This is a genomic window from Pseudomonas sp. EA_35y_Pfl2_R111, from assembly GCF_963970955.1.
In the GTDB taxonomy this organism is placed as follows: domain Bacteria; phylum Pseudomonadota; class Gammaproteobacteria; order Pseudomonadales; family Pseudomonadaceae; genus Aquipseudomonas.
Genome location: NZ_CAXAOM010000004.1, coordinates 45,672 through 66,112, shown reverse-complemented (window position 1 = coordinate 66,112; position 20,441 = coordinate 45,672). Strand labels below are relative to the sequence as shown.

General features: G+C 61.9%; 25 protein-coding genes and 2 riboswitches. Of the genes, 8 read left to right on the top strand and 17 right to left on the bottom strand.

The window, feature by feature from the left end:
* Positions 1-16 precede the first annotated feature (16 nt).
* Positions 17-231: riboswitch (cobalamin riboswitch) on the top strand.
* A gap of 102 nt (positions 232-333) precedes the next feature.
* Positions 334-2,241 carry a TonB-dependent receptor family protein gene (locus tag AACY25_RS15815; protein ID WP_339525776.1) on the top strand — a complete coding sequence of 636 codons (1,908 nt, stop codon included), beginning with the start codon at positions 334-336 and terminating at the stop codon, positions 2,239-2,241.
* 35 nt (positions 2,242-2,276) lie between these two features.
* Here AACY25_RS15815 and AACY25_RS15810 read toward each other — a convergent pair whose 3' ends face one another.
* The 13 genes from AACY25_RS15810 to nrdR form a co-directional block, all read right to left on the bottom strand.
* Complete coding sequence (locus tag AACY25_RS15810; protein WP_339525775.1) at positions 2,277-3,074, bottom strand: cobalamin-binding protein; 798 nt, start codon at positions 3,072-3,074, stop codon at positions 2,277-2,279.
* 199 nt (positions 3,075-3,273) lie between these two features.
* Positions 3,274-3,690 (bottom strand): MFS transporter, encoded by a 417-nt coding sequence (locus tag AACY25_RS15805; protein WP_339525773.1) that lies wholly within the window; start codon positions 3,688-3,690, stop codon positions 3,274-3,276.
* A complete protein-coding gene (gene ribA, locus AACY25_RS15800; RefSeq protein ID WP_339525771.1) occupies positions 3,687-4,307 on the bottom strand; it encodes a GTP cyclohydrolase II in 621 nt (206 codons plus the stop codon). The genes AACY25_RS15805 and ribA overlap by 4 nt, the downstream gene beginning before the upstream one ends.
* Before the next feature lie 123 nt (positions 4,308-4,430).
* Entirely contained in the window at positions 4,431-5,078 is a 648-nt protein-coding gene (locus tag AACY25_RS15795) for a retropepsin-like aspartic protease family protein (RefSeq protein WP_339525770.1), read from the bottom strand.
* A 17-nt stretch (positions 5,079-5,095) separates the two neighbouring features.
* The gene (locus AACY25_RS15790; RefSeq protein ID WP_339525769.1) at positions 5,096-5,824 is read right to left on the bottom strand and encodes a substrate-binding periplasmic protein; all 729 of its coding nucleotides are present in this window, start codon (positions 5,822-5,824) and stop codon (positions 5,096-5,098) included.
* Between the two features lie 16 nt (positions 5,825-5,840).
* Positions 5,841-6,371 (bottom strand): phosphatidylglycerophosphatase A family protein, encoded by a 531-nt coding sequence (locus tag AACY25_RS15785; RefSeq protein WP_339525768.1) that lies wholly within the window; start codon positions 6,369-6,371, stop codon positions 5,841-5,843.
* Positions 6,364-7,332 (bottom strand): thiamine-phosphate kinase, encoded by a 969-nt coding sequence (gene thiL, locus AACY25_RS15780; protein ID WP_339526278.1) that lies wholly within the window; start codon positions 7,330-7,332, stop codon positions 6,364-6,366. Before thiL ends, AACY25_RS15785 begins: the two co-directional genes overlap by 8 nt.
* Before the next feature lie 7 nt (positions 7,333-7,339).
* The gene (gene nusB, locus AACY25_RS15775; RefSeq protein WP_339525767.1) at positions 7,340-7,831 is read right to left on the bottom strand and encodes a transcription antitermination factor NusB; all 492 of its coding nucleotides are present in this window, start codon (positions 7,829-7,831) and stop codon (positions 7,340-7,342) included.
* Positions 7,828-8,304 carry a 6,7-dimethyl-8-ribityllumazine synthase gene (ribH, locus tag AACY25_RS15770; RefSeq protein WP_087515564.1) on the bottom strand — a complete coding sequence of 159 codons (477 nt, stop codon included), beginning with the start codon at positions 8,302-8,304 and terminating at the stop codon, positions 7,828-7,830. The genes nusB and ribH overlap by 4 nt, the downstream gene beginning before the upstream one ends.
* 51 nt (positions 8,305-8,355) lie before the next feature.
* Positions 8,356-9,435 carry a bifunctional 3,4-dihydroxy-2-butanone-4-phosphate synthase/GTP cyclohydrolase II gene (gene ribBA / locus AACY25_RS15765; protein WP_339525766.1) on the bottom strand — a complete coding sequence of 360 codons (1,080 nt, stop codon included), beginning with the start codon at positions 9,433-9,435 and terminating at the stop codon, positions 8,356-8,358.
* Positions 9,436-9,447: 12 nt separating this feature from the next.
* The gene (locus tag AACY25_RS15760) at positions 9,448-10,110 is read right to left on the bottom strand and encodes a riboflavin synthase (protein WP_304868113.1); all 663 of its coding nucleotides are present in this window, start codon (positions 10,108-10,110) and stop codon (positions 9,448-9,450) included.
* 168 nt (positions 10,111-10,278) lie between these two features.
* Positions 10,279-10,437: riboswitch (FMN riboswitch) on the bottom strand.
* Between the two features lie 83 nt (positions 10,438-10,520).
* Positions 10,521-11,636 (bottom strand): bifunctional diaminohydroxyphosphoribosylaminopyrimidine deaminase/5-amino-6-(5-phosphoribosylamino)uracil reductase RibD, encoded by a 1,116-nt coding sequence (gene ribD, locus AACY25_RS15755; RefSeq protein ID WP_339525765.1) that lies wholly within the window; start codon positions 11,634-11,636, stop codon positions 10,521-10,523.
* A 2-nt stretch (positions 11,637-11,638) separates the two neighbouring features.
* The gene (gene nrdR, locus AACY25_RS15750) at positions 11,639-12,103 is read right to left on the bottom strand and encodes a transcriptional regulator NrdR (RefSeq protein WP_339525764.1); all 465 of its coding nucleotides are present in this window, start codon (positions 12,101-12,103) and stop codon (positions 11,639-11,641) included.
* Positions 12,104-12,231: 128 nt separating this feature from the next.
* Between nrdR and AACY25_RS15745 the strand changes: the two genes are divergently transcribed.
* The 3 genes from AACY25_RS15745 to trxA all read left to right on the top strand — a co-directional run bounded on the left by AACY25_RS15745 (position 12,232) and on the right by trxA (position 14,272).
* Positions 12,232-12,675 carry a YbaY family lipoprotein gene (locus tag AACY25_RS15745; protein WP_339413320.1) on the top strand — a complete coding sequence of 148 codons (444 nt, stop codon included), beginning with the start codon at positions 12,232-12,234 and terminating at the stop codon, positions 12,673-12,675.
* Complete coding sequence (locus AACY25_RS15740) at positions 12,672-13,328, top strand: class I SAM-dependent methyltransferase (RefSeq protein ID WP_339413132.1); 657 nt, start codon at positions 12,672-12,674, stop codon at positions 13,326-13,328. The genes AACY25_RS15745 and AACY25_RS15740 overlap by 4 nt, the downstream gene beginning before the upstream one ends.
* Positions 13,329-13,399: 71 nt before the next feature.
* Entirely contained in the window at positions 13,400-14,272 is an 873-nt protein-coding gene (trxA, locus tag AACY25_RS15735) for a thioredoxin (protein WP_339525762.1), read from the top strand.
* 39 nt (positions 14,273-14,311) lie between these two features.
* Here the strand turns inward: trxA and AACY25_RS15730 are convergent, their stop codons facing one another.
* Positions 14,312-14,650, bottom strand: coding sequence for a hypothetical protein (locus tag AACY25_RS15730; protein WP_339526276.1), 339 nt, complete (start codon positions 14,648-14,650; stop codon positions 14,312-14,314).
* Positions 14,651-14,776: 126 nt separating this feature from the next.
* Between AACY25_RS15730 and AACY25_RS15725 the strand changes: the two genes are divergently transcribed.
* From AACY25_RS15725 to AACY25_RS15710, 4 genes are all read left to right on the top strand, one after another.
* Positions 14,777-15,373: a DUF2796 domain-containing protein gene (locus tag AACY25_RS15725; protein ID WP_339525761.1), complete on the top strand. Its 597-nt coding sequence runs from the start codon at positions 14,777-14,779 to the stop codon at positions 15,371-15,373.
* Between the two features lie 134 nt (positions 15,374-15,507).
* Positions 15,508-16,218: an ABC transporter ATP-binding protein gene (locus AACY25_RS15720; protein WP_339525759.1), complete on the top strand. Its 711-nt coding sequence runs from the start codon at positions 15,508-15,510 to the stop codon at positions 16,216-16,218.
* 2 nt (positions 16,219-16,220) lie between these two features.
* A complete protein-coding gene (locus tag AACY25_RS15715; RefSeq protein WP_339525757.1) occupies positions 16,221-17,486 on the top strand; it encodes an ABC transporter permease in 1,266 nt (421 codons plus the stop codon).
* A gap of 10 nt (positions 17,487-17,496) precedes the next feature.
* Positions 17,497-18,030: a DUF3299 domain-containing protein gene (locus AACY25_RS15710; RefSeq protein ID WP_339413126.1), complete on the top strand. Its 534-nt coding sequence runs from the start codon at positions 17,497-17,499 to the stop codon at positions 18,028-18,030.
* Between the two features lie 213 nt (positions 18,031-18,243).
* Here the strand turns inward: AACY25_RS15710 and AACY25_RS15705 are convergent, their stop codons facing one another.
* From AACY25_RS15705 to AACY25_RS15695, 3 genes are read right to left on the bottom strand one after another with little or no spacing between them, the layout of a single operon-like run.
* The gene (locus AACY25_RS15705) at positions 18,244-19,341 is read right to left on the bottom strand and encodes a tetratricopeptide repeat protein (protein WP_339413125.1); all 1,098 of its coding nucleotides are present in this window, start codon (positions 19,339-19,341) and stop codon (positions 18,244-18,246) included.
* A 1-nt stretch (position 19,342) separates the two neighbouring features.
* Positions 19,343-20,026, bottom strand: coding sequence for an energy transducer TonB (locus AACY25_RS15700; protein ID WP_339525756.1), 684 nt, complete (start codon positions 20,024-20,026; stop codon positions 19,343-19,345).
* Positions 20,026-20,436, bottom strand: coding sequence for an ExbD/TolR family protein (locus AACY25_RS15695; protein ID WP_090255761.1), 411 nt, complete (start codon positions 20,434-20,436; stop codon positions 20,026-20,028). Before AACY25_RS15695 ends, AACY25_RS15700 begins: the two co-directional genes overlap by 1 nt.
* Positions 20,437-20,441 lie beyond the last annotated feature (5 nt).

Below are 20,441 nucleotides of genomic sequence, written 5' to 3'. Positions count from 1 at the left end.
GCACCTTAAGGTGCGCGACGTTTTATCTGTCCGAGGTCGCTGCCAAACCAGCAGCGTGAAAAGGGAAGCAGGTGCGCCGCTGTCGATTCGACAGCGGCAAGACCTGCGCTGCCCCCGCAACGGTAACCGACAGCGCGCAAGCGCAGCCTTTCTCAAAGACCACTGGGTGCGCCTGGGAAGGTGAGAGAGGCAGTCGGCAGCCCGGAGACCTGCCTCGGCGTGAAGTGACTGGTGTTGCGGAGGGCATCACCGTCAAGCGCTGGCTATCGCCTCCTTGCCCGGTGCTTGTCCCTGCCCTCCTCGAAAGTTTTTTGCCTTTTGAGGATTCTCTACGTGAAATTGTCCCGTCTTGCCCTGGCTGTGGCGCTTGCTCCGAGCATCAGCCTTGCTGCCAGCGATACCAGCAGCCACGAACTGCCACCGCTGGTGATTACTCGCGCTACGCCGCTCAAAGCACCGGCACCAGCCAGCGTTAAAGTAATCGACCGCCAGCAGATTGAAGCAACTGCAGCCTCAACACTCCTCGATGTACTGCGTAGCCAGGCCGGCGTGCAGGTACGCGACACCATTGGCGATGGCAGCCGCGCCACCTTCAGTCTGCGTGGATTTGGCGAGAACGCGGTAAACAACACCTTGATCTTGGTCGATGGTCGCCGCCTCAACCAACCCAGCCAGGCCGGGGCCGACCTCAACAGCGTGCCACTGGGTAATATCGACCGCATCGAGATCATCCGCGGCGCCGGCACCGTCCTCTATGGCGACCAGGCGGTGGGCGGCGTTATCAATATCGTCACCCGCACCCCAAGCAGCAATGAGGGCTACCTTGAGGGCAGCCGCGGCAGCCATGATCTGGAGGCCTTTCGCGGGCATATCTACCAGCAACTCGGCGGTGGCTTTTCGACCTACCTGAGCGGCGAGTCGCGTACGTCTGACAACTACCGCGACCACAACAACGCCAGCTACAGCAATGCCTTCGCCCGCCTGCGCTATGATCATGAAAGTGGCCATGCGCTGTATGAGTACCAGACGGTCGACGATGAACTGCTCTACCCCAATGCCCTTACCAGGGCGCAACGTCGTACAGATCGCAAGCAAAGCGACTCAACAGCCTGGAACGACAGCAAGACGCAGGTGCATCGCTTTGCCCTGGAGCAGCAACTGAATGACATCTGGACTGCCAACCTCGACTACAGCCATAGCGATCAGGACAGTGTCGGCAGCTTTGCCGCACCGGATCGATTCACCCAGGACACCCGCACTGAAAGCATCAGCCCCAGACTGAGCGCGCGCTACGACAACACCCTAGGGGATGGAGAGTGGCTACTCGGCCATGACCACATAAGCAGCGATGCGCAATCATCCTGGGGCACCGACTTCCAGCAGACCCAGCGCGACTGGTATAGCCAGCTAAGCCAGGGACTGGGGCGTGACGTGACGGTTACTGTCGGCTACCGCAGCAGCGAAGCTGACGACCACAACAAGGCGATCCGCAAACACCATAAGGATCGCGAAGACAGCACCAGCATCGGCCTGAGCTGGCAAGCCCACCAAGAGACTCGCCTATTTATCAAGCGCGAGGATGTGCTGCGCTGGGCCAACGTAGACGACAATGCTTTTGTCCTGCCAGGGGTCGAGTTCCTCAAACCGCAGACCGGCGTGTCCTGGGAAAGCGGTATCGAGTGGCAAGACGGCGTGCAGCGATATCAAGCGACACTGTATCGACTGGATTTGCAGGACGAACTGCTTTATGACGCCCTGATTGCCAACCCCAACAGCTGGAATGGTCGAGGAGCGAATATCAATCTGGACAAAACCCGCCGCGACGGCCTGCTGCTGGAGGCAGAGCGCCAATTGAGCGAGCGCTTGAGCATCGGCGGGCAATACAGCTATACCGATGCCGAGTTTCGCGCGGGCTCCTTCCAAGGCAACAAAGTACCGTGGGTAGCGCGCAACACCGCCAGTGCAAACCTCAGTTACCTGATCGTACCGGGGCTACGCGGCTATCTGGAAGCCGTACACACCGGCAGCCGCTATTACTCGGGAGACGATGCCAACAGCCAGCACAAGGCTGGCGCCTACACCCTGTTTAACGCTGCGCTGAGCTATGACTACCAGCAGTTCAGCAGCAAGTTGCGCCTCAACAACCTCACAGGCAAACGTTATGACGCGCTTGCCAGCGCAACCAGCAGTTACCCTGCGGCCGAAGAGCAGGTACAGCTCAGCGTCGGTTACCGGTTCTGAAAACCCAGCCCTGGGGTCTTTAACCCAGGGCCTTCTCAGCGCGCCTCGCTCAAGCGTTCACACAGCTGTTCCACCGCCCCCAGCATCTGAAAGCTCGGCCGCTCCAGGCCGCTGTCTGGCACCAGCCACAGTTGCTTACGCTCAACCGCCGCCACGCCTGGCCAGATGCGCCAGGCATCCAGCTGCCCTTGCACACCAGCCAAAATCACCTCGGGATTGCGCTGCAGCACCGCCTCAACGCTGACCTGCGGTGCGGGCAAGGTGAGCTCGGCAAAGATATTCTCGGCCCCACAGATACCAAGGGCGTCGCTGATAATCTGCTGGCCGCCTATGGTGTACAGCGGCGTATCCCAGACTTGGTAGAACAGGCGCAACGGCTGCTTACGCTGATAGCGCTGACGCAACGCAGCCAGGCCGTTATTAAATTGCTGCTGCAGTTGCCGGCCCTGCTCGGCGCGACCGATACGCGTGCCGATTTCGACAAAGTTCACTGCCAGGTCAGCCAGCTTGCGCGGCTCGACGATCAGCAAGGGAATCCCCATACGCTGCAGCTGTTGGCGCTGCCCACTGCTGATGCTATCGGGCCACAGCAGCACCAGATCGGGCTGCAGTTCGAGCAGGCTTTCCAATTCAAGCTGGCCATAGCGGCCCACCGAAGGTAATTGCGCCACCGCTGCCGGGCGCTCACCGCCATCGAGCAGGCCGACCAGCAGATCGCCTGCATCCAGCTCCAGCATGATTTCAGTCAGCGAGGGGGCCAGGGTCACCACCCGCTCGACTGCTGCTGTGGGTAATGCCAGCAACAGCAGCGAACAGAGAGTGATGGCGCGCATCAGCAGGTCACTTAAGAACGTTACCGAGGACGCCGAGGCAAGGCGAAAACGGTCGAGACACGAGCGCAGCGAAGTAACAGCCAACGGCTGGCCCAAAGGGCGAGCACAGCGAGTTAAGCGGAGTTTACTGCTGTAAATGAGCATTTCGAGACCGTTTTCAACGCAGCATCGGCTACGAAGGTAGTTCTTCAGCAGCCTGTTAGCCGAGTTGGCGAGGAATGCGATAGAGATACAGCAGCACGATGCTGGAAATTGCCAGGAGGATCAGCGGAATCGCTTCCAGGCCAGCGAATACGGCGATAGCGGCAATCCAGGCCGGCAGCGCCGCACCGAGAAAAGCCAGGCGGCGTACACGCGCCAATTCCAGCCAGGCATCGTGTTCATCTGGGGTGTCGAGGGCTTTTTCCGTGGCCACTAACGCGCGCTTGTAGGCACTGAATAGCGGCAGGCTGACAAACATTGACGCCAGGCCGGCGATAAACAGTGGCATGGCCAACAGGCCTGGTTGTTGTCCGGCAGCAAACAGCAGATTGAGCAAAAACAGCGGCACCAGAGTCACGGCAAGCTGCCGCCACCATTCCAGCGCCAGCCGCCGGCGCACTTCGCCCCGCGTCACAGGCTTTCCTCAACCTCGCCCTGGTGCAGGCTGCCGAGCATATGCCCGAGCTTGCCGGCCTTGGTCGCGAGGTATTTTTTGTTGTGCGGGTTGTGATCGATTTGCAATGGCACACGGGTTGCCACATTGATGCCCATATCGCCCAGCGCCTTGACCTTGCGCGGATTGTTGGTCATCAGTTTGAGCTGGGTGATGCCCAGGTGATCGAGCATCGGCAGGCAGATCGCGTAGTCACGTTGATCAGCGCCAAAGCCCAGGCGTTCATTGGCCTCAACGGTGTCGGCGCCGCCATCCTGCAGCTCGTAGGCGCGGATCTTGTTCAGCAGACCAATGCCACGGCCTTCCTGGCGCAGGTAGAGCAGGACGCCACGGCCTTCACTGGCAATCGCACGCAGCGCCGCTTCAAGCTGGAAACCACAATCGCAGCGCAGGCTAAACAGCGCATCGCCGGTCAGGCATTCAGAATGCAAACGGCCCAGCACGGGCGCGCCATCGGCCACGTCACCAAAAGTCAGGGCTACATGTTCCTTGCCAGTGGCCTCTTCAAGGAAGCCATGCATGGTGAATACGCCGAAGGGCGTAGGCAGCTGGGAGGCGGCGACAAACACGACGGACACCGGATGCTCCTAAAGAAAATGGGCAGGGAAAAGCAGGCCGGCATTGTAACAGCAGGCCCTGGCAGCCGCTTAGCCTGAATTACTGATGATAAGGATCGAACCAACGCAAGTTTGCCGAAGCGGCTAGTACTTGGACTCCAGCACTAACACGTCCTGCTCGACCTTCCAGCCAACGCGACTAAGGAAGCTCATGCCAAGCAAGGCCTCGGTAGGCGAGCCACCTTCCAGCACTACAGCCTCGACGCCCAGCACTTCCAGTTCACCGACCTTTACCCGATCCAGCGTCACGCGCCAACCGCGTGCGGTTCCGCTGGCTGTGCTGACTTGTAGAGGTGCACCGATGACCCGGTAGTCGATCCCCAGGCGGCGCGCATGCTCGTCATTCAGGGCCACCGAAGTCGCGCCAGTATCCACCAGAAACTGGATGGACTGACCATTGACCGAGCCCGCTACCCAGTAATGGCCACCGATGCCCTTAGCCACACTGAGCTGTTTCTTCTGTGCTTCGGCAAAGCCGTCGCTGTACTCGCGGCTCAGGCTGTAGCTGCGCTCGACACCGTCGACACGCAACACCGCGCCACGGCTGTCGGCACTAACCACTACCACACCACCGGGGCCAACCTGGCCGACTTTGACCAACTTGCGCTGACCCTCCACATTCAATACCGCGGCGCCCGGAAACAGGCCGACAACGCGCACCTGGGTGGCCGCCATCAGGCCACTGCTTAGCAGCAATGGCAGGCTCAATAACAGTACTTTCAAAGCGTACATGGAGCGTCTCGCACAGGTTAGTCAAATGGATAAGGTTGCTGCCAACGCTGGAATATCGGCCGCAGGCTACCGTCGGCTATCAGGTTATCCATGCGCTTATCGAACAGTTCAGCCAGGGTGCGGCCGCGCGGTGTATCGGCGAAGCCCAGGTAGATCGGCAGCCTGGTCAGCTGGGTAACACGGTAGCGCTCGGGCTGACTGGCCGTGCTCAGGACGTCCTCGACCTCAGTCAGGGCATCAAGGTAGAAATCCACATGACCCATGTCCAACATGCCGAGGATACCGTTACGGCGCAGTACTTCGCGGTACTGGCGCAAATTTGGCAGATATCGCTGGTATTCATAACCGCGCATCCAGGCCAAGCGGTACTCGCCAAGTGACTCTTGGGTGGGGGCGGGTTTATCCCGCAGGCCCAGCGCGGCAATCTGGTCGGCGTCGTAGTTCCAGCGTGGATAGAACACGCCCTTCTCGACTTCATTCAGGTAAGAGCCGGCCCAGGCATCTGCAGCACCGCGCTGCACCAAGCCGATAGAGCGGGTGTAAGGCACGCTTTGGATTTCCAGCTGCACGCCAGCGGGCTCGAATACCGTGCGGAAAATCTCCCACGCCATGCCCGTGCCATCGGCATGGGTGTGCCCTTCCCAGGTTTCGCTAGCAATACGGATCTGAATAGGCTCGGCGGCGCACAGCGGCCCGCTGACAACGCTTATCACCAGCCACAGCAACCACCGACAGCAGCGGCCCATTCGCGATCCCTTTTGATTACCAACCCAGCGCCGTGGCGAGCCCGTTGGCCCAGCCCCAGACAATCAGCTGCAGGGCCATCCAGGCGAACACGCCGGCAAGCACATCATCAAGCATGATGCCAACACCGCCGTGCACGTGCCGATCAATCCAGCGAATCGGCCAGGGCTTGAGGATGTCGAACAGGCGGAACAATAGAAAGCCTAGCAGCAGCCAGCCCCAGCCGTCTGGCACCAGCCAGAGGGTCATCCACATGCCGACCATTTCGTCCCAGACGATGCCTTCATGGTCATGCACCCGCAGGTCATCAGCCACCTTGCCACACAGCCAGAAGCCAAACAGCATGGTGATGCCGAGCATCAGCCAGTAGCCCCAATCCGGCAGCATCTGAAACAACGGAATAAACGGCAGCGCCACCAGCGAACCCCAGGTACCCGGGGCCTTCGGTAACGTGCCGGAGCCAAAGCCAAAGGCCAAGAAATGCCAAGGATTGCGCCAGACAGAAGGCGGCACGAACTCGGCGGGGACTTGCTTGGGATGATCAGTCACTGGCGCTTCCAAAATGTTGATAGCCGCTGCGTGGCAGTTGTACGGGCTGGCCTTGCGAGTCCAACAGAGTAACCCCTTGACCCGCCACGACACGGCCAATAACCCGTATGGGCCAGCCCGCCAGCCGCAAATCAGCCAGATACAGTGCAGGCAGGGTAAAGGCCAGGCGGTAATCGTCGCCACCACTTAATGCGCATTGATGCGCCGCCGACTCACCGACAAACGCCAGCAAAGCCGAGGATATCGGCACCTGCGCCTGCTCAATCAACAGTTCAACGCCGGATGCCGCAGCAATATGCCCGCAATCAGCCAGCAAACCATCGGAGATATCCAGCGCGGCCGTGGCCTTACCCCGTAGCGTCAGGCCCAGATCAAGCTGCGGAATGGGCGACCAGTAGCGCGCCAGCAAAGGCTCGGCCACTGCCGGGTCGGCTTGGCGTTGCCCCAGCACCAACGGCAAAGCGCCGGCGGCATCGCCCAACTCACCGCCGACACAGAGCAGATCTCCGACCTGCGCGCCCGTGCGGGTCAGCGCCAGACCAATCGGCACGCGGCCGAACACAGTCAGGGTGAGGCTCAGAGCACCACGGGTGGTATCGCCGCCGATCAGGCGAATCGCGCAGTGCTGCGCCATCTGATCCAGGCCACGGGCAAATTCCTGCAACCAATCCGGCTCGGCACTGGGCAGGGTCAAGGCGAGGGTAAAACCGATAGGCACCGCGCCCATGGCGGCCAGGTCGCTGACCGAGACACCCAGCGCACGTTGCGCCAGCAGAAACGGATCAGGCGATTCGGGAAAATGCACCCCGCTAACCAGGGTGTCGGTAGAAATTGCCAGCTGTTCGCCAGCGGGCGCTTGCAGCAGGGCGCAGTCATCGCCGATACCCAATGCCACTCCTTCGCCCGCCTGCGCACAGGACGCAGCGGCAAAGTAGTGACTTATCAGCTCGAACTCACCCAAAACAGGCTTAACGCTTATTAGCGCGAACTTCATCCGCGCGCAGACGCGGAGCCAGCTTGTCCAGCACGCCGTTGACGAACTTGTGTCCGTCGGTGGCGCCAAACACCTTGGCCAGCTCGATGCCTTCGTTGATCACCACGCGATAGGGGATATCGACGCGGTTTTTCAGCTCGTAGGTCGACAGACGCAGGATCGACAATTCAACTGGGTCGATCTCGTCCAGCGGACGGTCGAGCAGCGACTCGAACGCACCATCGATCTCGGTTTTCTGCCTCGGCACACCGTGCAGAATCTCGTGAAAGTAAGCACCGTCAACCGCAGCGAAGTCGTTGTCAACGCGAAATTGCGCTTCAATCTCGTTCAGCGACTGCCCGGCCATGTGCCAGGAGTACAAGGCCTGCATGGCCAAGGTACGCGCCTGACGGCGCGCGAGGGTCTTGCTGCTGGGGCCTTTTTTCGGCGCTTGTGGCTGCTGCCCGGTACCGTCGTTCTGGCTCACTTGGCCTCCAACTGCGCCAGCAGGCTGACCATTTCCAGGGCGGACAGTGCAGCTTCCGCGCCTTTGTTGCCGGCCTTGGTGCCGGAACGCTCGATGGCTTGCTCAATGGAGTCGACAGTCAACACGCCGAAAGCAACCGGCACGCCGAACTCCATGGACACCTGGGCCAGGCCCTTGGTGCATTCGCCAGCTACGTATTCGAAGTGCGGAGTACCACCACGAATCACCGCACCGAGGGCGATGATGGCGTCGAAATCACCACGCTGGGCGACTTTCTGCGCAACCAGCGGGATTTCGAAGGCACCCGGCGCGCGGATGATGGTGATGTCGCTTTCACTCACGCCATGGCGAACCAGGGCGTCAACTGCGCCGCTTACCAGGCTTTCGACAACGAAGCTGTTAAAGCGGCCGACGACCAGTGCAAAGCGGCCCTTGGGGGCGATAAAAGTACCTTCGATGGTCTTCAGGGTCATAACGCGTCTCGTCTATTTAAAGAGCCGGGCCGCCAGTGGCGACCCTTGGGATTATTTGGAGGGCAGGTATTCTACAACTTCCAGGTCAAAACCGGATATCGCATTGAACTTCATCGGCGAACTCATCAGGCGCATCTTGCGCACGCCAAGGTCGCGGAGAATCTGCGAGCCGGCACCGACGGTGCTGTAGGTGGTCGGGCTGGCCGGTTGTTGACGGTCCAACAGAGCCAGCAGCTCAGGCCCGGTCAGCGGATTGCCTAGCAGCAGCACCACGCCGCTGCCATCCTTGGCCACTTCGGCCATGGCCGCACGCAGGCTCCAACGGCCCGGCTGATTGACCAGAAACAAATCGCGCAGCGGATCCATGTTGTGCACCCGCACCAGGGTCGGCTCTTCAGCGCACACAGCGCCTAAGGTCAGGGCCATATGCGCCGTATCCTCGACGCCATCGCGATAGGTCACCAAGTTGAACTGGCCCAACTCGGTGTCGAGCACCTGTTCGCTGACACGCTCAACCGTGCGTTCATGCATCAAGCGGTAATGAATAAGGTCAGCGATGGTGCCGATCTTGATGCCGTGCTCGGCGGCGAACACTTCCAGCTCGGGGCGACGCGCCATGGTGCCGTCGTCGTTCATGATTTCGCAGATCACCCCGCTCGGCTCAAAACCGCCCATGCGCGCCAGGTCGCAGGCCGCTTCGGTGTGGCCGGCCCGTGCCAAAACGCCGCCAGGCTGAGCCATCAACGGAAAGATATGCCCGGGGCTGACGATATCATCGGCCTTCGCGTGCTTGGCCGCAGCGGCCTGCACGGTGCGCGCGCGGTCGGCGGCTGAGATACCGGTGGTCACGCCTTCAGCGGCCTCGATCGAAACGGTGAACTTGGTGCCGAAACCGGAACCGTTACGCGGCGCCATCAACGGCAGCTTGAGGACTTCGCAGCGCTCGCGGGTCATCGGCATGCAGATCAGGCCACGGGCGAAGCGCGCCATGAAATTGATGTGCTCGGCGGTTACACACTCGGAAGCGATGATCAGATCGCCTTCGTTCTCGCGGTCTTCGTCATCCATCAGGATGACCATCTTGCCGGCGCGGATGTCTTCGACCAGTTCTTCGATACTGTTAAGAGCCATGCTGGCGATTCCTTATTTGTTCAGGTAGCCGTGTTCGGCGAGAAAACTTGCGGTCATGCCCGAGGCTTTCGGCTCGGCGGCCTTGTCACCGAGCAGCAAGCGCTCCAGGTAACGGGCCAGCAGGTCCACTTCGAGGTTGATCTGACTGCCAGGGCGATAGTCGACCATGATGGTCTCGGCCAGGGTATGCGGCACGATGGTCAGCTCGAATTCGGCGCCGTTGACCGCGTTGACGGTCAGGCTGGTGCCATCGACGGTGATCGAGCCCTTGTGGGCAATGTACTTGGCCAACTCGCGCGGCGCGCGAATGGTGAACTGCACGGCGCGGGCGTTATCGGCACGGGCGATGACTTCACCAACGCCATCGACGTGTCCGCTGACCAGATGGCCACCGAGGCGGCTGGTGGGCGTCAGAGCTTTTTCCAGGTTGACCTTGCTGCCGGCTTTTAAGCTGATAAAGGCGGTATGCGCCAGGGTTTCGCGGCTGACATCGGCCCAGAAACCATCGCCCGGCAGCTCCACGGCCGTTAGGCACACGCCGTTGACCGCAATGCTGTCGCCGAGCTTGACGTCGGCGAGGTCGAGCTTGCCGGTCGCCACATACACCCGCACATCGCCGCCCTTGGGCGTCAGCGCGCGGATGCTGCCAATGGCTTCGATTATGCCGGTAAACATGCCACCCCCTTCATTTCGCCCACAGCAAAGCACTGGCGAACAACGCCAGAAGCCTGGGGCACGGAATAAAAATCAGACATCTAGACCAACTCCTGTTTTATAAAAAAACAGGGCATGTTTGATCGATAGGGATTTCGAGGCACGCCTGAACGCGCCTGGTTGAGGCAATCCCGCTCTCTCTTTATCCGGACTCTAACCGTCGGCCCCGGAATCACACCGGGTCTGCTGACCTCGCTCGGCGGTTTACACCACCTGGCAAGCGCTCGCGGGCTAGGCTTTGCAGCCATTACCGCCGGTGGGGAATTACACCCCGCCCTGAGAACGTTACGGCTACTTGCGCAGCCGAGACGCGTTTTACCACAAATCGCCCGCGCTCTGCATGGCCAAGCGACCACGTGAATAGCGACCGATCAAACAGCCGGCTGTGGCACTGCGATAATCCGCCAGTCATCACCGACTGCGCGCATCTCGACAATTTTCAGCGCGGGCGCATCGGCCATCCGCGCCAACGGCAGGTCGAGCAGCGGCCGCGCGCTGGAACCCAGCAGCTTGGGCGCCACAAACAGCTGATACTCATCCACCAGACCAAGGCGAGCGAACGCCCCGGCCAGACGCGGACCGGCCTCCACCAGCACTTCGTTAGCACCACGGCTGGCCAGCTCGACCAGCAACCGGCGCAGGTCAACATGCCCGTTGCTGCCAGGCACGGCCAATAGTTCGTGTCCATCGTCCAGATAGCGATCACGCGCCGAAGCGGCGGCGCAGGTCGCCACCATGGCAGCACCGGCCTGGAAGAACGGTACGCTAAGCGGCACGCGCAAACGTCCATCAACCAACACACGCAATGGTGGCCGTGCTTGGGCCAAGGCACTCAGTTCCGCTCCCAGGCCCAACTCATCAGGGCGCACGGTCAAACGCGCATCATCGGCCAGCACCGTATCGGCACCGGTCAATACCACGCTGGAGCGCGCACGCAACCGCTGCACTGCGGCGCGCGCGGCCGGCCCGGTAATCCACTGGCTTTCGCCGCTAGCCATGGCGGTACGCCCATCTAGGCTCATCGCCAGCTTGACCCGCACAAACGGCACGCCCTTTTCCATACGTTTGATAAAGCCGGCATTCAACGCACGCGCCTCAGCCTCGAGCACGCCGCTCTGCACCGCGATACCGGCGTGCATCAAACGCAACAGGCCATCACCGCCGACCTGCGGATTGGGATCCTGCATAGCCGCCACCACGCGGGCGACGCCAGCGTTGATCAGCGCATCGGCACAGGGCGGCGTGCGCCCATGATGGCTGCAAGGCTCAAGGGTGACGTAGGCGGTGCCGCCACGGGCCTGCTCGCCTGCCTGGCGCAGCGCATGCACTTCGGCATGCGGTTCACCGGCGCGGGCATGCCAGCCTTCGCCGACAATTCGCCCATCACGAACGATCACGCAGCCAACGCGCGGATTGGGATGGGTGGAGTACAGGCCTTTACGGGCCAGCTCCAGCGCGCGAGCCATAAAGGCGTGATCGGAATTCATCGTCAACCTTTGACAGGTTCGCGGGACAGGCGGTCGATTTCCTCGCGGAACTCGTTGAGGTCTTGAAAGCGTTTGTACACCGAGGCAAAGCGGATATAGGCCACCTCATCGAGCTTCTGCAGCTCAGCCATCACCAGTTCGCCCAACACCAGCGATTTGATCTCGCGCTCGCCAGCGGCGCGCAGCTTGTGTTTGATATGGGCGATGGCCGCTTCCAGCCGCTCGATGCTCACCGGACGCTTCTCCAGCGCACGCTGCATACCGGCGCGCAGCTTGTCTTCATCGAAAGGCTGGCGGCTGCCGTCCTGCTTGATCAGGCGCGGCATCACCAGCTCGGCGGTCTCGAAGGTGGTAAAGCGCTCTTCACAGGCCAGGCATTCACGCCGACGACGCACCTGCTCACCCTCGGCAACCAGGCGCGAGTCGATCACTTTGGTGTCATTGGCGGCGCAGAAAGGACAGTGCATAAATGGGTCTAGCCTTAGACGCGAAGCCGCCATGGTAGCGCATCCCGCAGGCAAGACAAGCCGATGAGTTTGCGGTATACAGGCGCCCATGCAAACCAGCGGAGCTGATACCCACGATGAAAGCCACTATGCCGTTACAACCGCTGATTTTACTGAGCCTGATCGCTCTGCTGACCGCCTGCGCCAGCGACAGCCCGCCGCTCGCCAAACCCATTCCGCCCGCATCGATTCAAGCCCCAGCCGAAGCAGCGCCACTGCCGGCCTATCAGCGTGAGCTGAGCGGCAGCCTGTTGAATGTGCCCAATGAGGCGGATGTCGAGCTGGCCCTGCTGGCGGTCGACGAGCGCGGCCGGCCGCAGGCGCTGCTGGGCAATATCCAGCTGCGCGGCACCGGCAACCCGCTGGCGTTTCGCCTGCCATTCAACCCGGAAACCTTCAACAAGCATTTGCGCATCGAACTGCATGGCCGTGCCAACCAAGCCGGCCGGCTGATTCTGCGCCTGCCCGAGCAACCGATTGCCCGCGGCGAAACCCAGGCTCTCGGCGAGCTGCGTCTGGTGCCGGCGCCATGACAGCTCCGGCTGAGCTGCAGGCCGCGCTCAGCGAGCTGCTGGGTGACGCCCAGCTCAGCGCGCAGACCCTGCCCGGCACCGCGATCAAGCTATGGCTGATCGACCCAGCCAACATGGACCGCTGCTTCAGCCCGGAAGAAACCCGCCTGATCCTTGAAGATCCTCCCTATTGGAGCTTCTGCTGGGCCAGCGGCCTGGTGCTGGCGCGCTGGCTGGCCGAGCACCCCGAGTGGGTGCGCGGCAAGCGCGTGCTGGACTTCGGTGCGGGCTCCGGCGTCGCAGCGATTGCTGCAGCCAAAGCCGGCGCGCTAGAAGTGGTGGCCTGCGATCTTGATCCATTGGCGATAGCCTCCTGCCAGGCCAACGCCGAGTTAAACGATATAGAGCTGAGTTATTCCACAGACTTTTTCGCCGAGACGGATCGCTTCGACCTGATCATCGTCGCCGACGTGCTCTACGACCGCGCCAATCTGCCACTGCTTGACCAATTCCTCAGCCGCGGACGTGAAGCGCTGGTGGCAGATTCGCGGGTGCGCGACTTTCAGCATCCGCTGTATCAGCGGCTAGGTGTACTGGAAGCCTGTACCTGGCCGGATCTGGCTGAGCCGGCGGAGTTTCGCCATGTCAGCCTGTACCACGCCGAACGCAGTTAGCCGCCCTTGTATCCGCCAGACCAAGGCCGCATTTATAGTCCATCCCATTTTTCGCACCGCCGAGACCGACCATGAGCGACTCCCCTTACATCTTTGATATCGCAGGCAGCGCCAGCTTCGAACAGCTGGTGATCGAGAATTCTTTCCAGAAGCCGGTGCTGGTGGATTTCTGGGCCGAGTGGTGCGCACCGTGCAAGGCGCTGATGCCGCTGCTGGCGAAGATCACCGAGGAATACAACGGCGAGCTGCTGCTAGCCAAGGTCAATTGCGATATCGAGCAGGACATCGTTGCGCGCTTCGGCATCCGCAGCCTGCCCACCGTGGTGCTGTTCAAGAATGGCCAGCCAGTCGACGGTTTTGCCGGTGCGCAGCCCGAGTCGGCGATTCGCGAAATGCTCAAGCCGCATGTGGCCGAGCCGGCACCGGCAGCCGCCGACCCAATGGAAGCGGCGCAGGCACTATTCAGTGAAGGCCGCTTTGCCGATGCTGAAGCCGTGCTCAAGGTGCTGCTGACAGAAAACAATGAACACGCTGCCGCGCTGATTCTCTATGCGCGCTGCCTGGCCGAACGTGGCGAGCTGGGCGAAGCCGAAGCAGTGCTGGGCGCGGTAAAAGGCGATGAACATAAACAGGCCCTGGCGGGTGCCCGCGCGCAGCTAACCTTTCTACGCCAGGCAGCCGAACTGCCAGATGTTGCCAGCCTGAAGACCCGCCTGGCGCAGAACGCCGACGACGATGAAGCGAGCTACCAGCTGGCCATCCAGCAACTGGCGCGCCAGCACTACGAGCCGGCGCTGGATGCCCTGCTCAAGCTGTTTATCCGCAACCGTAGCTATGCCGACGGCCTGCCGCACAAGACCCTGCTGCAAGTCTTCGACCTGCTGGGCAATGATCACCCGCTGGTCACCGCCTACCGGCGCAAGCTGTACCAAGCGATTTACTGATTGCCACAACCGTCGATGGGTAATCCCCATCGACGCGGTTTAGCCAATCCAGTGATAGATCGGCGCATCGACGCCGGTTTCCATTCGTACCTGCGCGCAATGGCGCAGGCGTACCAGCAGGCGCTTGCCCGCCGCCTCCCCGCCCGCCAGCCCGGCCAGTTGCCCGAGTAATTGCGGCCCTTCGATTTGCCCGGCCTGGCGCAACAGTTCCAGCGTGGTCTGCCACAAGGCATCGTTGGCCACAGGCGCGGCAGCTGCTGCCGGCGCAGGCGCCGCCTCAAGGGGAATGTGCTGGGCCAGCTGCGCCCAATCCTGCGCATCCAGCTCAACCGTCAGATCCACCGGCCAGGCGCCGATCTGCCCACGAATTCGCACCATCATTCTGCCCTCAGCTAATCAGCCGTCATGCTCCCACGTCCGCAGCAGGTCGCCAAGGAAGGCTGGTCATGCACACCATAAAGTTGTTATAACGTAACAAGTAATTATTTCCGACCGGAGACCGCCATGCGCCGCCTGCTACTTGCCCTACCTTTCGCCCTATTGCCCTTTGCTGCCATTGCTGCTGAACACAGCCATGAACACGACCACGAGCATGATCACGCCGAGCACGGCAGCCTGGATGCCCACGAGCATGGCGCGGCGCAGCTCAATGTGGTGCTCGACGGCAAGATGCTGGAGCTGCAACTGGACAGCCCGGCGATGAACATAGTGGGCTTCGAACATGCCGCCAAGAGCGCCGCCGACAAGGCCAAGGTTGCTGCTGCACGCAGCCAGCTGGAACAACCGCAGGCGCTGTTCGGCCTGAGCGCGGGCGATTGCCAGATCAGCAAGCAGGAGCTGGAAAGCCCGCTATTCGCTGAGCATAAGCACGAAGAGCATGAACATGAAGAACACCACGAGCACGCCAAAGACAGCGAGCACAGCGATGTCCATGCGCACTACAGCCTCGACTGTCAGAAGCCTGAAGACTTGAAACAGCTTGATCTGGGCGAACTGTTCAAGCGCTTCCCCGCCGCCGAGAAAATTCAGGTACAACTGATCGGCCCGAACGGCCAGCAGGGCCTGGAACTGACGCCCGCGCAGTCGACCCTGAGTTTCTGATTTACCGATTTAACGTAGTGTGGATCGGGGCGCGCAGCCGACGCTTCACCCATCCACCATTGCAATTTTGTGGGGGATGAAAAGAGCGTCAGCTACGCGCCCCGATCCATCCTACGCGCCAAACGAGTTCTCCCATGAGTCCAGCCCTGATCCACCTGTCCAACCTCGGCTTTGCCTGGCCCGGCCAACCCGAGCTGCTGGATATCGATAGTTTCACCCTGCAGCGCGGCGAAAGCCTATTTCTCAAAGGCCCCAGCGGCAGCGGCAAGACCACCCTGCTGGGCCTGCTCGGCGGCGTACATAAGCCCAATCGAGGGACGATTCGCCTGCTTGAGCAGGACTTGAGCTCGCTGTCGGCCGGCGCCCGCGACCGCTTCCGCGTCGATCACACCGGCTATATCTTCCAGCAGTTCAACCTGCTGCCTTTTCTCTCGGTGCGCGAGAACGTCGAACTGCCCTGCCACTTCTCCAAACTGCGCGCCAGCCGCGCGGTACAGCGCCATGGCAGCGTGGATAACGCCGCCGCCGCCCTACTCGCCCACCTGGGACTGAATGAGGCCAGCCTGCTTGAGCGCCGCGCCGGAGACTTGTCGATCGGCCAGCAACAACGCGTCGCCGCCGCCCGCGCACTGATCGGCCAGCCGGAGCTGGTAATCGCCGACGAGCCCACCTCGGCACTGGATGCCGACGCCCGCGAAGCCTTCCTCGAACTGCTGTTCGCCGAATGCCGCGAGGCCGGTTCCAGCCTGCTATTTGTCAGCCACGACCAGAGCCTGGCGCGCTTATTCGACCGCAGCCTGTCGCTCGCCGAGCTGAACAAAGCTACTCGCCTCGCGGAGATTTAACGATGTATCTACTGCGTCTCGCCCTGGCCAGCCTGGGCAACCGCCGCTTTACCGCTCTGCTCACCGTATTCGCCATCGCACTCTCTGTGTGCTTGTTGCTTGCGGTCGAGCGGGTGCGCACCGAAGCTCGCGCCAGCTTTGCCAACACCATCAGCGGCACCGACCTGATTGTTGGCGCACGCTCGGGCAGCGTAAACCTGCTGCTGTATTCGGTGTTTCGCATCGGTAACGCGACCAACAATATCCGCTGGGAAAGCTTCGAGCACTTCGCCGACCACCGTCAGGTCAAGTGGGCCATCCCGATCTCCCTCGGCGACTCACACCGCGGCTACCGGGTAATGGGCACTAGTCCTGCATATTTCGAGCACTACCGCTATGCGCGCACTCAACAACTGCAGCTGAGCAGCGGCCGCGCCTTTACCGATGACCCGTTCGAGGTGGTGCTCGGCGCCGAAGTGGCTCAAGCGCTCAATTACCAGCTCGACCAGGAACTGGTACTAGCCCATGGCGTGGCCACCATCAGCCTGGTCAAACATGATGACAAGCCATTTAAAGTAGTCGGCATCCTCGCCCGTACCGGCACCCCGGTGGACCGCACCCTGCATATCTCGCTTGCCGGCATGGAAGCCCTGCATGTTGACTGGCAAAACGGCATGCCGGCACGCGGCGCGGCTAAGGTCAGCGCCGAACAAGCGCGGGCCATGGACCTACAGCCCAAGCAGATCACGGCCGTCTTGCTCGGTTTGAAAAGCAAGATCGCCACTTTCAGCTTGCAACGCGAGATTAACGAGTTTCGCGGCGAGCCGCTGCTGGCGATCCTGCCCGGTGTGGCCTTGCAGGAGCTGTGGAGCCTGATGGGCACCGCCGAGAAAGCGCTTTTCGTGGTCTCACTGTTCGTCGTGCTGACCGGGCTTATCGGTATGCTTACGGCGATTCTCACCAGCCTCAACGAGCGCCGCCGGGAGATGGCGATTCTGCGTTCGGTCGGCGCCCGGCCTTGGCATATCGCCAGCCTGCTGATCGTCGAGGCCTTTGCCCTGGCCTTGGCCGGCGTGCTGCTCGGCCTGCTGTTGCTGTACCTGGGCATCGCCGGGGCGCAGGGCTATGTGCAGGCGAATTACGGCCTGTACCTGCCACTGAATCTGCCGACCCGCTATGAGTGGACGCTGCTCGGCGCTATCCTGAGCGCCGCCCTGTTGATGGGCTGTGTACCGGCCTGGCGTGCGTATCGCCAATCCCTGGCCGATGGCTTATCGATCCGCTTATGAGGCTTTCTGCATGCACCGCTCCCTGCTCGCCACTCTGCTGTTCACCCTGGCCCTGCCGCTGGCGGCTGCCGAGGTGCGCGAGCTGACTTGGTCGGAAATGGTCCCCGCTGATGCACCGCCGCAAGTCACTGAACCTGCGCCAATCCATGACCTGTCGCAGCTGGCAGACGCCCTGGCCGGCTCACAGGATGAAGCAGGCCCAGCGGCCATGCAGCAATCGCCGGCCGCCCCAGTGGTGCAGGCACTGGATGGCCAAGCGGTAAAACTGCCGGGCTATATCGTGCCGCTGGATGTCACCGATGAAGGCCGGGTGACTGAATTCCTGTTAGTGCCGTACTTCGGCGCGTGCATCCACGTGCCGCCACCGCCGTCGAATCAGATCGTCCACGTCACCAGCGAGCTGGGTGTGCTGCTGGATGCGCTGTATCAGCCGTTCTGGATTGAGGGCCCGCTCAAGGTCGAACAGACCAGCAGCGAGCTTGCCGAAGCCGGTTATCAGATGGAGGCGGAAAAGATCTATGCCTATGAGCTGCCAGATAGCTAAGAACCTATCCACGACCTGCTGCGCGTCGGCCCTGCTGCGTTAAAAACAGGTTCGGAATGCTCATGTACAACTCGTACACTCCGCTTCCTCACCTGTTTTTGCCTTGCATGGCTCTAGCTCGCGAGATCGTGGACAGATTCTAGGCAGCCCCGGAGACAAAAAAGCCAGACCGAGGTCTGGCTTTTTTATTGGGCGCTACAAACCAGCCATCGACTAGCCGGCGCTGGCCACGTGTTTTTCCCGCTGGTAGCTCAACTCGCTTTCCGCCCACTGGCGCCAGGCGCGCACTTTGCTGCGCTCGGCACCGGCACGTTCGGCGTTGGCCAGGGCGTCGAGCCCGGCCTGCCAGCGCGCCTGTTCCAGCTCCAGCTGGGCCAGGTGCAGCCAGTGCTTGGCACTGCCCGAGCGCTGCGCCAGTTCGCGAAAGATCTGCGCCGACTTGCTGCGTTCACGCGCCTGCCACCAGAGCAGCCCCAGACGCTCCTCACGGGCCGTGGTGCGCGACAAGAGGCCCTGATCGAGCATCCCGGCGAGCAGCTTGGCGCCCTGCCAAGGTTGATCGGCAGCCCCGGCCAGCAGCACCAGGTTGTCCAGTTCGCTTTCATTGAAGCGCAGACCCTTCTGGTACGCCGCGCGCAAGGTCGCCAGCGACTTGTCGTGATTGCCGCTCAACTGCTGCAGGGCTGCCAGCTGACGCCAGCCTTGGGTGTTATTCGGCTGGCGCGCCAGCAGTTGCCGCTGCCAGCGCTCGGCAGCTGGGTAGCGTTTAGCGTCCGCATTTATTGCCACGAGAAACTGCAGCCAGCTATCGGCGGCCTGCGGATTGGCCTGCACATAACGCTCGGCCAACGGCAGCGCCTTGGCCGGCTGACCGAGGCCCTGATAGGCCTGCACCAGCATCTGCAGTACTTCTTCATTGGCGCTGGCCTGATCTGGCGCGAGCAGGGTCACGACGCTGGCGTAGCGGCGCTCGACCAGGTTCAGGCGGGCCAGGTTCAGCTCTTCGGCGGCTTGCAGCTCGGCATCCAGCTTGCCGCTTTTCAGTACCTTTTCCAGCAGTTCGATAGCCTGGGCATTCTGCCCTTCGGCCCAGGCCAGATAACCCCGACTGCGCCACAGCAGCACTTCTTCCAGGCTGCCAGGAGCACCGCTGGCGGCATCCAGAGCGCGGCGCGCGGCCGCGTAGTCGCCTTTCTTCTGTGCGGTCTGCGCCGTATCCAGCGCGCGAAACACGCCCGGATCAACACTCTGCCCAGCCGCCTGCGCGGCACCAGCGCTACACAGCGCGATCAGCAACAGTAGACGATACATATCAACGACCTCCTTCCAGACGGAAGTACAGGGTTTTCACCGCTTCGCGGGCGACCGCCAGACCGCCCTCGGTGCGCGGCGCAAAACGCCAGCGCACTGCAGCGCGGCGGGCTTCGCGTTCAAATACGTTCTGCGGGCTGGCCTCGATAACGCGCAGGTTTTCTACGGCACCTGCGCGGTTGATGGTGAATGCAAGTTTCACGTGGCCCTCGATGCCGCGCTGCAAGGCGTAGCGCGGGTAGTCCGGGCTGACATCGTTGAGCGGCATCACTTCACTTTCCGGGCCGCCGGGCTGACCACCGGCATCGCTCGGGGCCGGTGCGCTTGGCGCCGAAGCGCCCGCAGCCAGACCAGTCAAACTCGGCGTCGGCGCGCTATTCACGGCAATCCCCGTGCTCAGGCTCGGCACCGGCAGGTCCAGGGCCGGCAGGTTGGCGCTCGGGGTGGCCGTCATCGGCGTCGGAGGTGTCGGGGTTTGCGGCGTTTGTGCTTGCGGAGGTTGCGGTGCCTGCTGGCGGGTGCGCGTCGCGGTGTCGCTGGAGTCGCCGTCGAGACGGACGAAATTGGCCACCGTCAGCGGTTCCTCACTCGGTTTGCTGCTGGGCGGCGCGACCATGTAAAGCATCAGGCCGAACAGCGCCAGCGCCATCACACAGGCCGCGACAAAGGACAGTGGCAAACGCATCAAAGCGCTCCCGCCGTAGCGGCCAGAGCCACGTCATGCACACCGGCCAGGCGCGCCTGATCCATCACCTGCACCACCAGGCCGGTACGCGCGTCCTGATCCGCCTGAACCACCACGGCGCCGTCCGGCTGGTCGACGCGCATGCGCTCGACATGGGCACGCACGCTGCGCACGTCGACGACTTTCTTGTCCATCCACACCTGCCCATCGGCAGTGATAGCGATAAGGATATTGCCTTTGTCCTGCGGGCTGGCGGTTTCCGCCTGGGGCCGCTGCACTTCGACGCCGGCTTCCTTGATAAAGGAGCTGGTGACGATAAAGAAGATCAGCATGATAAAGACCACGTCGAGCATCGGCGTGAGGTCGATGCCGGTGTCTTCGTCTTGCTGGTGGTGACGGCGCATTCTCATGTGTT

What these genes read in the sequence shown, in the direction of transcription:
- AACY25_RS15705 (WP_339413125.1), bottom strand. Translation starts at nt 19,341, where the DNA reads ATGTATCGTCTACTGTTGCTGATCGCGCTGTGTAGCGCTGGTGCCGCG.
- AACY25_RS15810 (WP_339525775.1), bottom strand. Translation starts at nt 3,074, where the DNA reads ATGCGCGCCATCACTCTCTGTTCGCTGCTGTTGCTGGCATTACCCACA.
- AACY25_RS15700 (WP_339525756.1), bottom strand. Translation starts at nt 20,026, where the DNA reads ATGCGTTTGCCACTGTCCTTTGTCGCGGCCTGTGTGATGGCGCTGGCG.
- AACY25_RS15710 (WP_339413126.1), top strand. Translation starts at nt 17,497, where the DNA reads ATGCACCGCTCCCTGCTCGCCACTCTGCTGTTCACCCTGGCCCTGCCG.
- AACY25_RS15720 (WP_339525759.1), top strand. Translation starts at nt 15,508, where the DNA reads ATGAGTCCAGCCCTGATCCACCTGTCCAACCTCGGCTTTGCCTGGCCC.
- AACY25_RS15715 (WP_339525757.1), top strand. Translation starts at nt 16,221, where the DNA reads ATGTATCTACTGCGTCTCGCCCTGGCCAGCCTGGGCAACCGCCGCTTT.
- AACY25_RS15695 (WP_090255761.1), bottom strand. Translation starts at nt 20,436, where the DNA reads ATGAGAATGCGCCGTCACCACCAGCAAGACGAAGACACCGGCATCGAC.
- AACY25_RS15740 (WP_339413132.1), top strand. Translation starts at nt 12,672, where the DNA reads ATGACAGCTCCGGCTGAGCTGCAGGCCGCGCTCAGCGAGCTGCTGGGT.
- ribBA (WP_339525766.1), bottom strand. Translation starts at nt 9,435, where the DNA reads ATGGCTCTTAACAGTATCGAAGAACTGGTCGAAGACATCCGCGCCGGC.
- AACY25_RS15730 (WP_339526276.1), bottom strand. Translation starts at nt 14,650, where the DNA reads ATGGTGCGAATTCGTGGGCAGATCGGCGCCTGGCCGGTGGATCTGACG.
- ribH (WP_087515564.1), bottom strand. Translation starts at nt 8,304, where the DNA reads ATGACCCTGAAGACCATCGAAGGTACTTTTATCGCCCCCAAGGGCCGC.
- AACY25_RS15795 (WP_339525770.1), bottom strand. Translation starts at nt 5,078, where the DNA reads ATGTACGCTTTGAAAGTACTGTTATTGAGCCTGCCATTGCTGCTAAGC.
- trxA (WP_339525762.1), top strand. Translation starts at nt 13,400, where the DNA reads ATGAGCGACTCCCCTTACATCTTTGATATCGCAGGCAGCGCCAGCTTC.
- AACY25_RS15745 (WP_339413320.1), top strand. Translation starts at nt 12,232, where the DNA reads ATGCCGTTACAACCGCTGATTTTACTGAGCCTGATCGCTCTGCTGACC.
- AACY25_RS15760 (WP_304868113.1), bottom strand. Translation starts at nt 10,110, where the DNA reads ATGTTTACCGGCATAATCGAAGCCATTGGCAGCATCCGCGCGCTGACG.
- ribD (WP_339525765.1), bottom strand. Translation starts at nt 11,636, where the DNA reads ATGAATTCCGATCACGCCTTTATGGCTCGCGCGCTGGAGCTGGCCCGT.
- nrdR (WP_339525764.1), bottom strand. Translation starts at nt 12,103, where the DNA reads ATGCACTGTCCTTTCTGCGCCGCCAATGACACCAAAGTGATCGACTCG.
- AACY25_RS15725 (WP_339525761.1), top strand. Translation starts at nt 14,777, where the DNA reads ATGCGCCGCCTGCTACTTGCCCTACCTTTCGCCCTATTGCCCTTTGCT.
- AACY25_RS15790 (WP_339525769.1), bottom strand. Translation starts at nt 5,824, where the DNA reads ATGGGCCGCTGCTGTCGGTGGTTGCTGTGGCTGGTGATAAGCGTTGTC.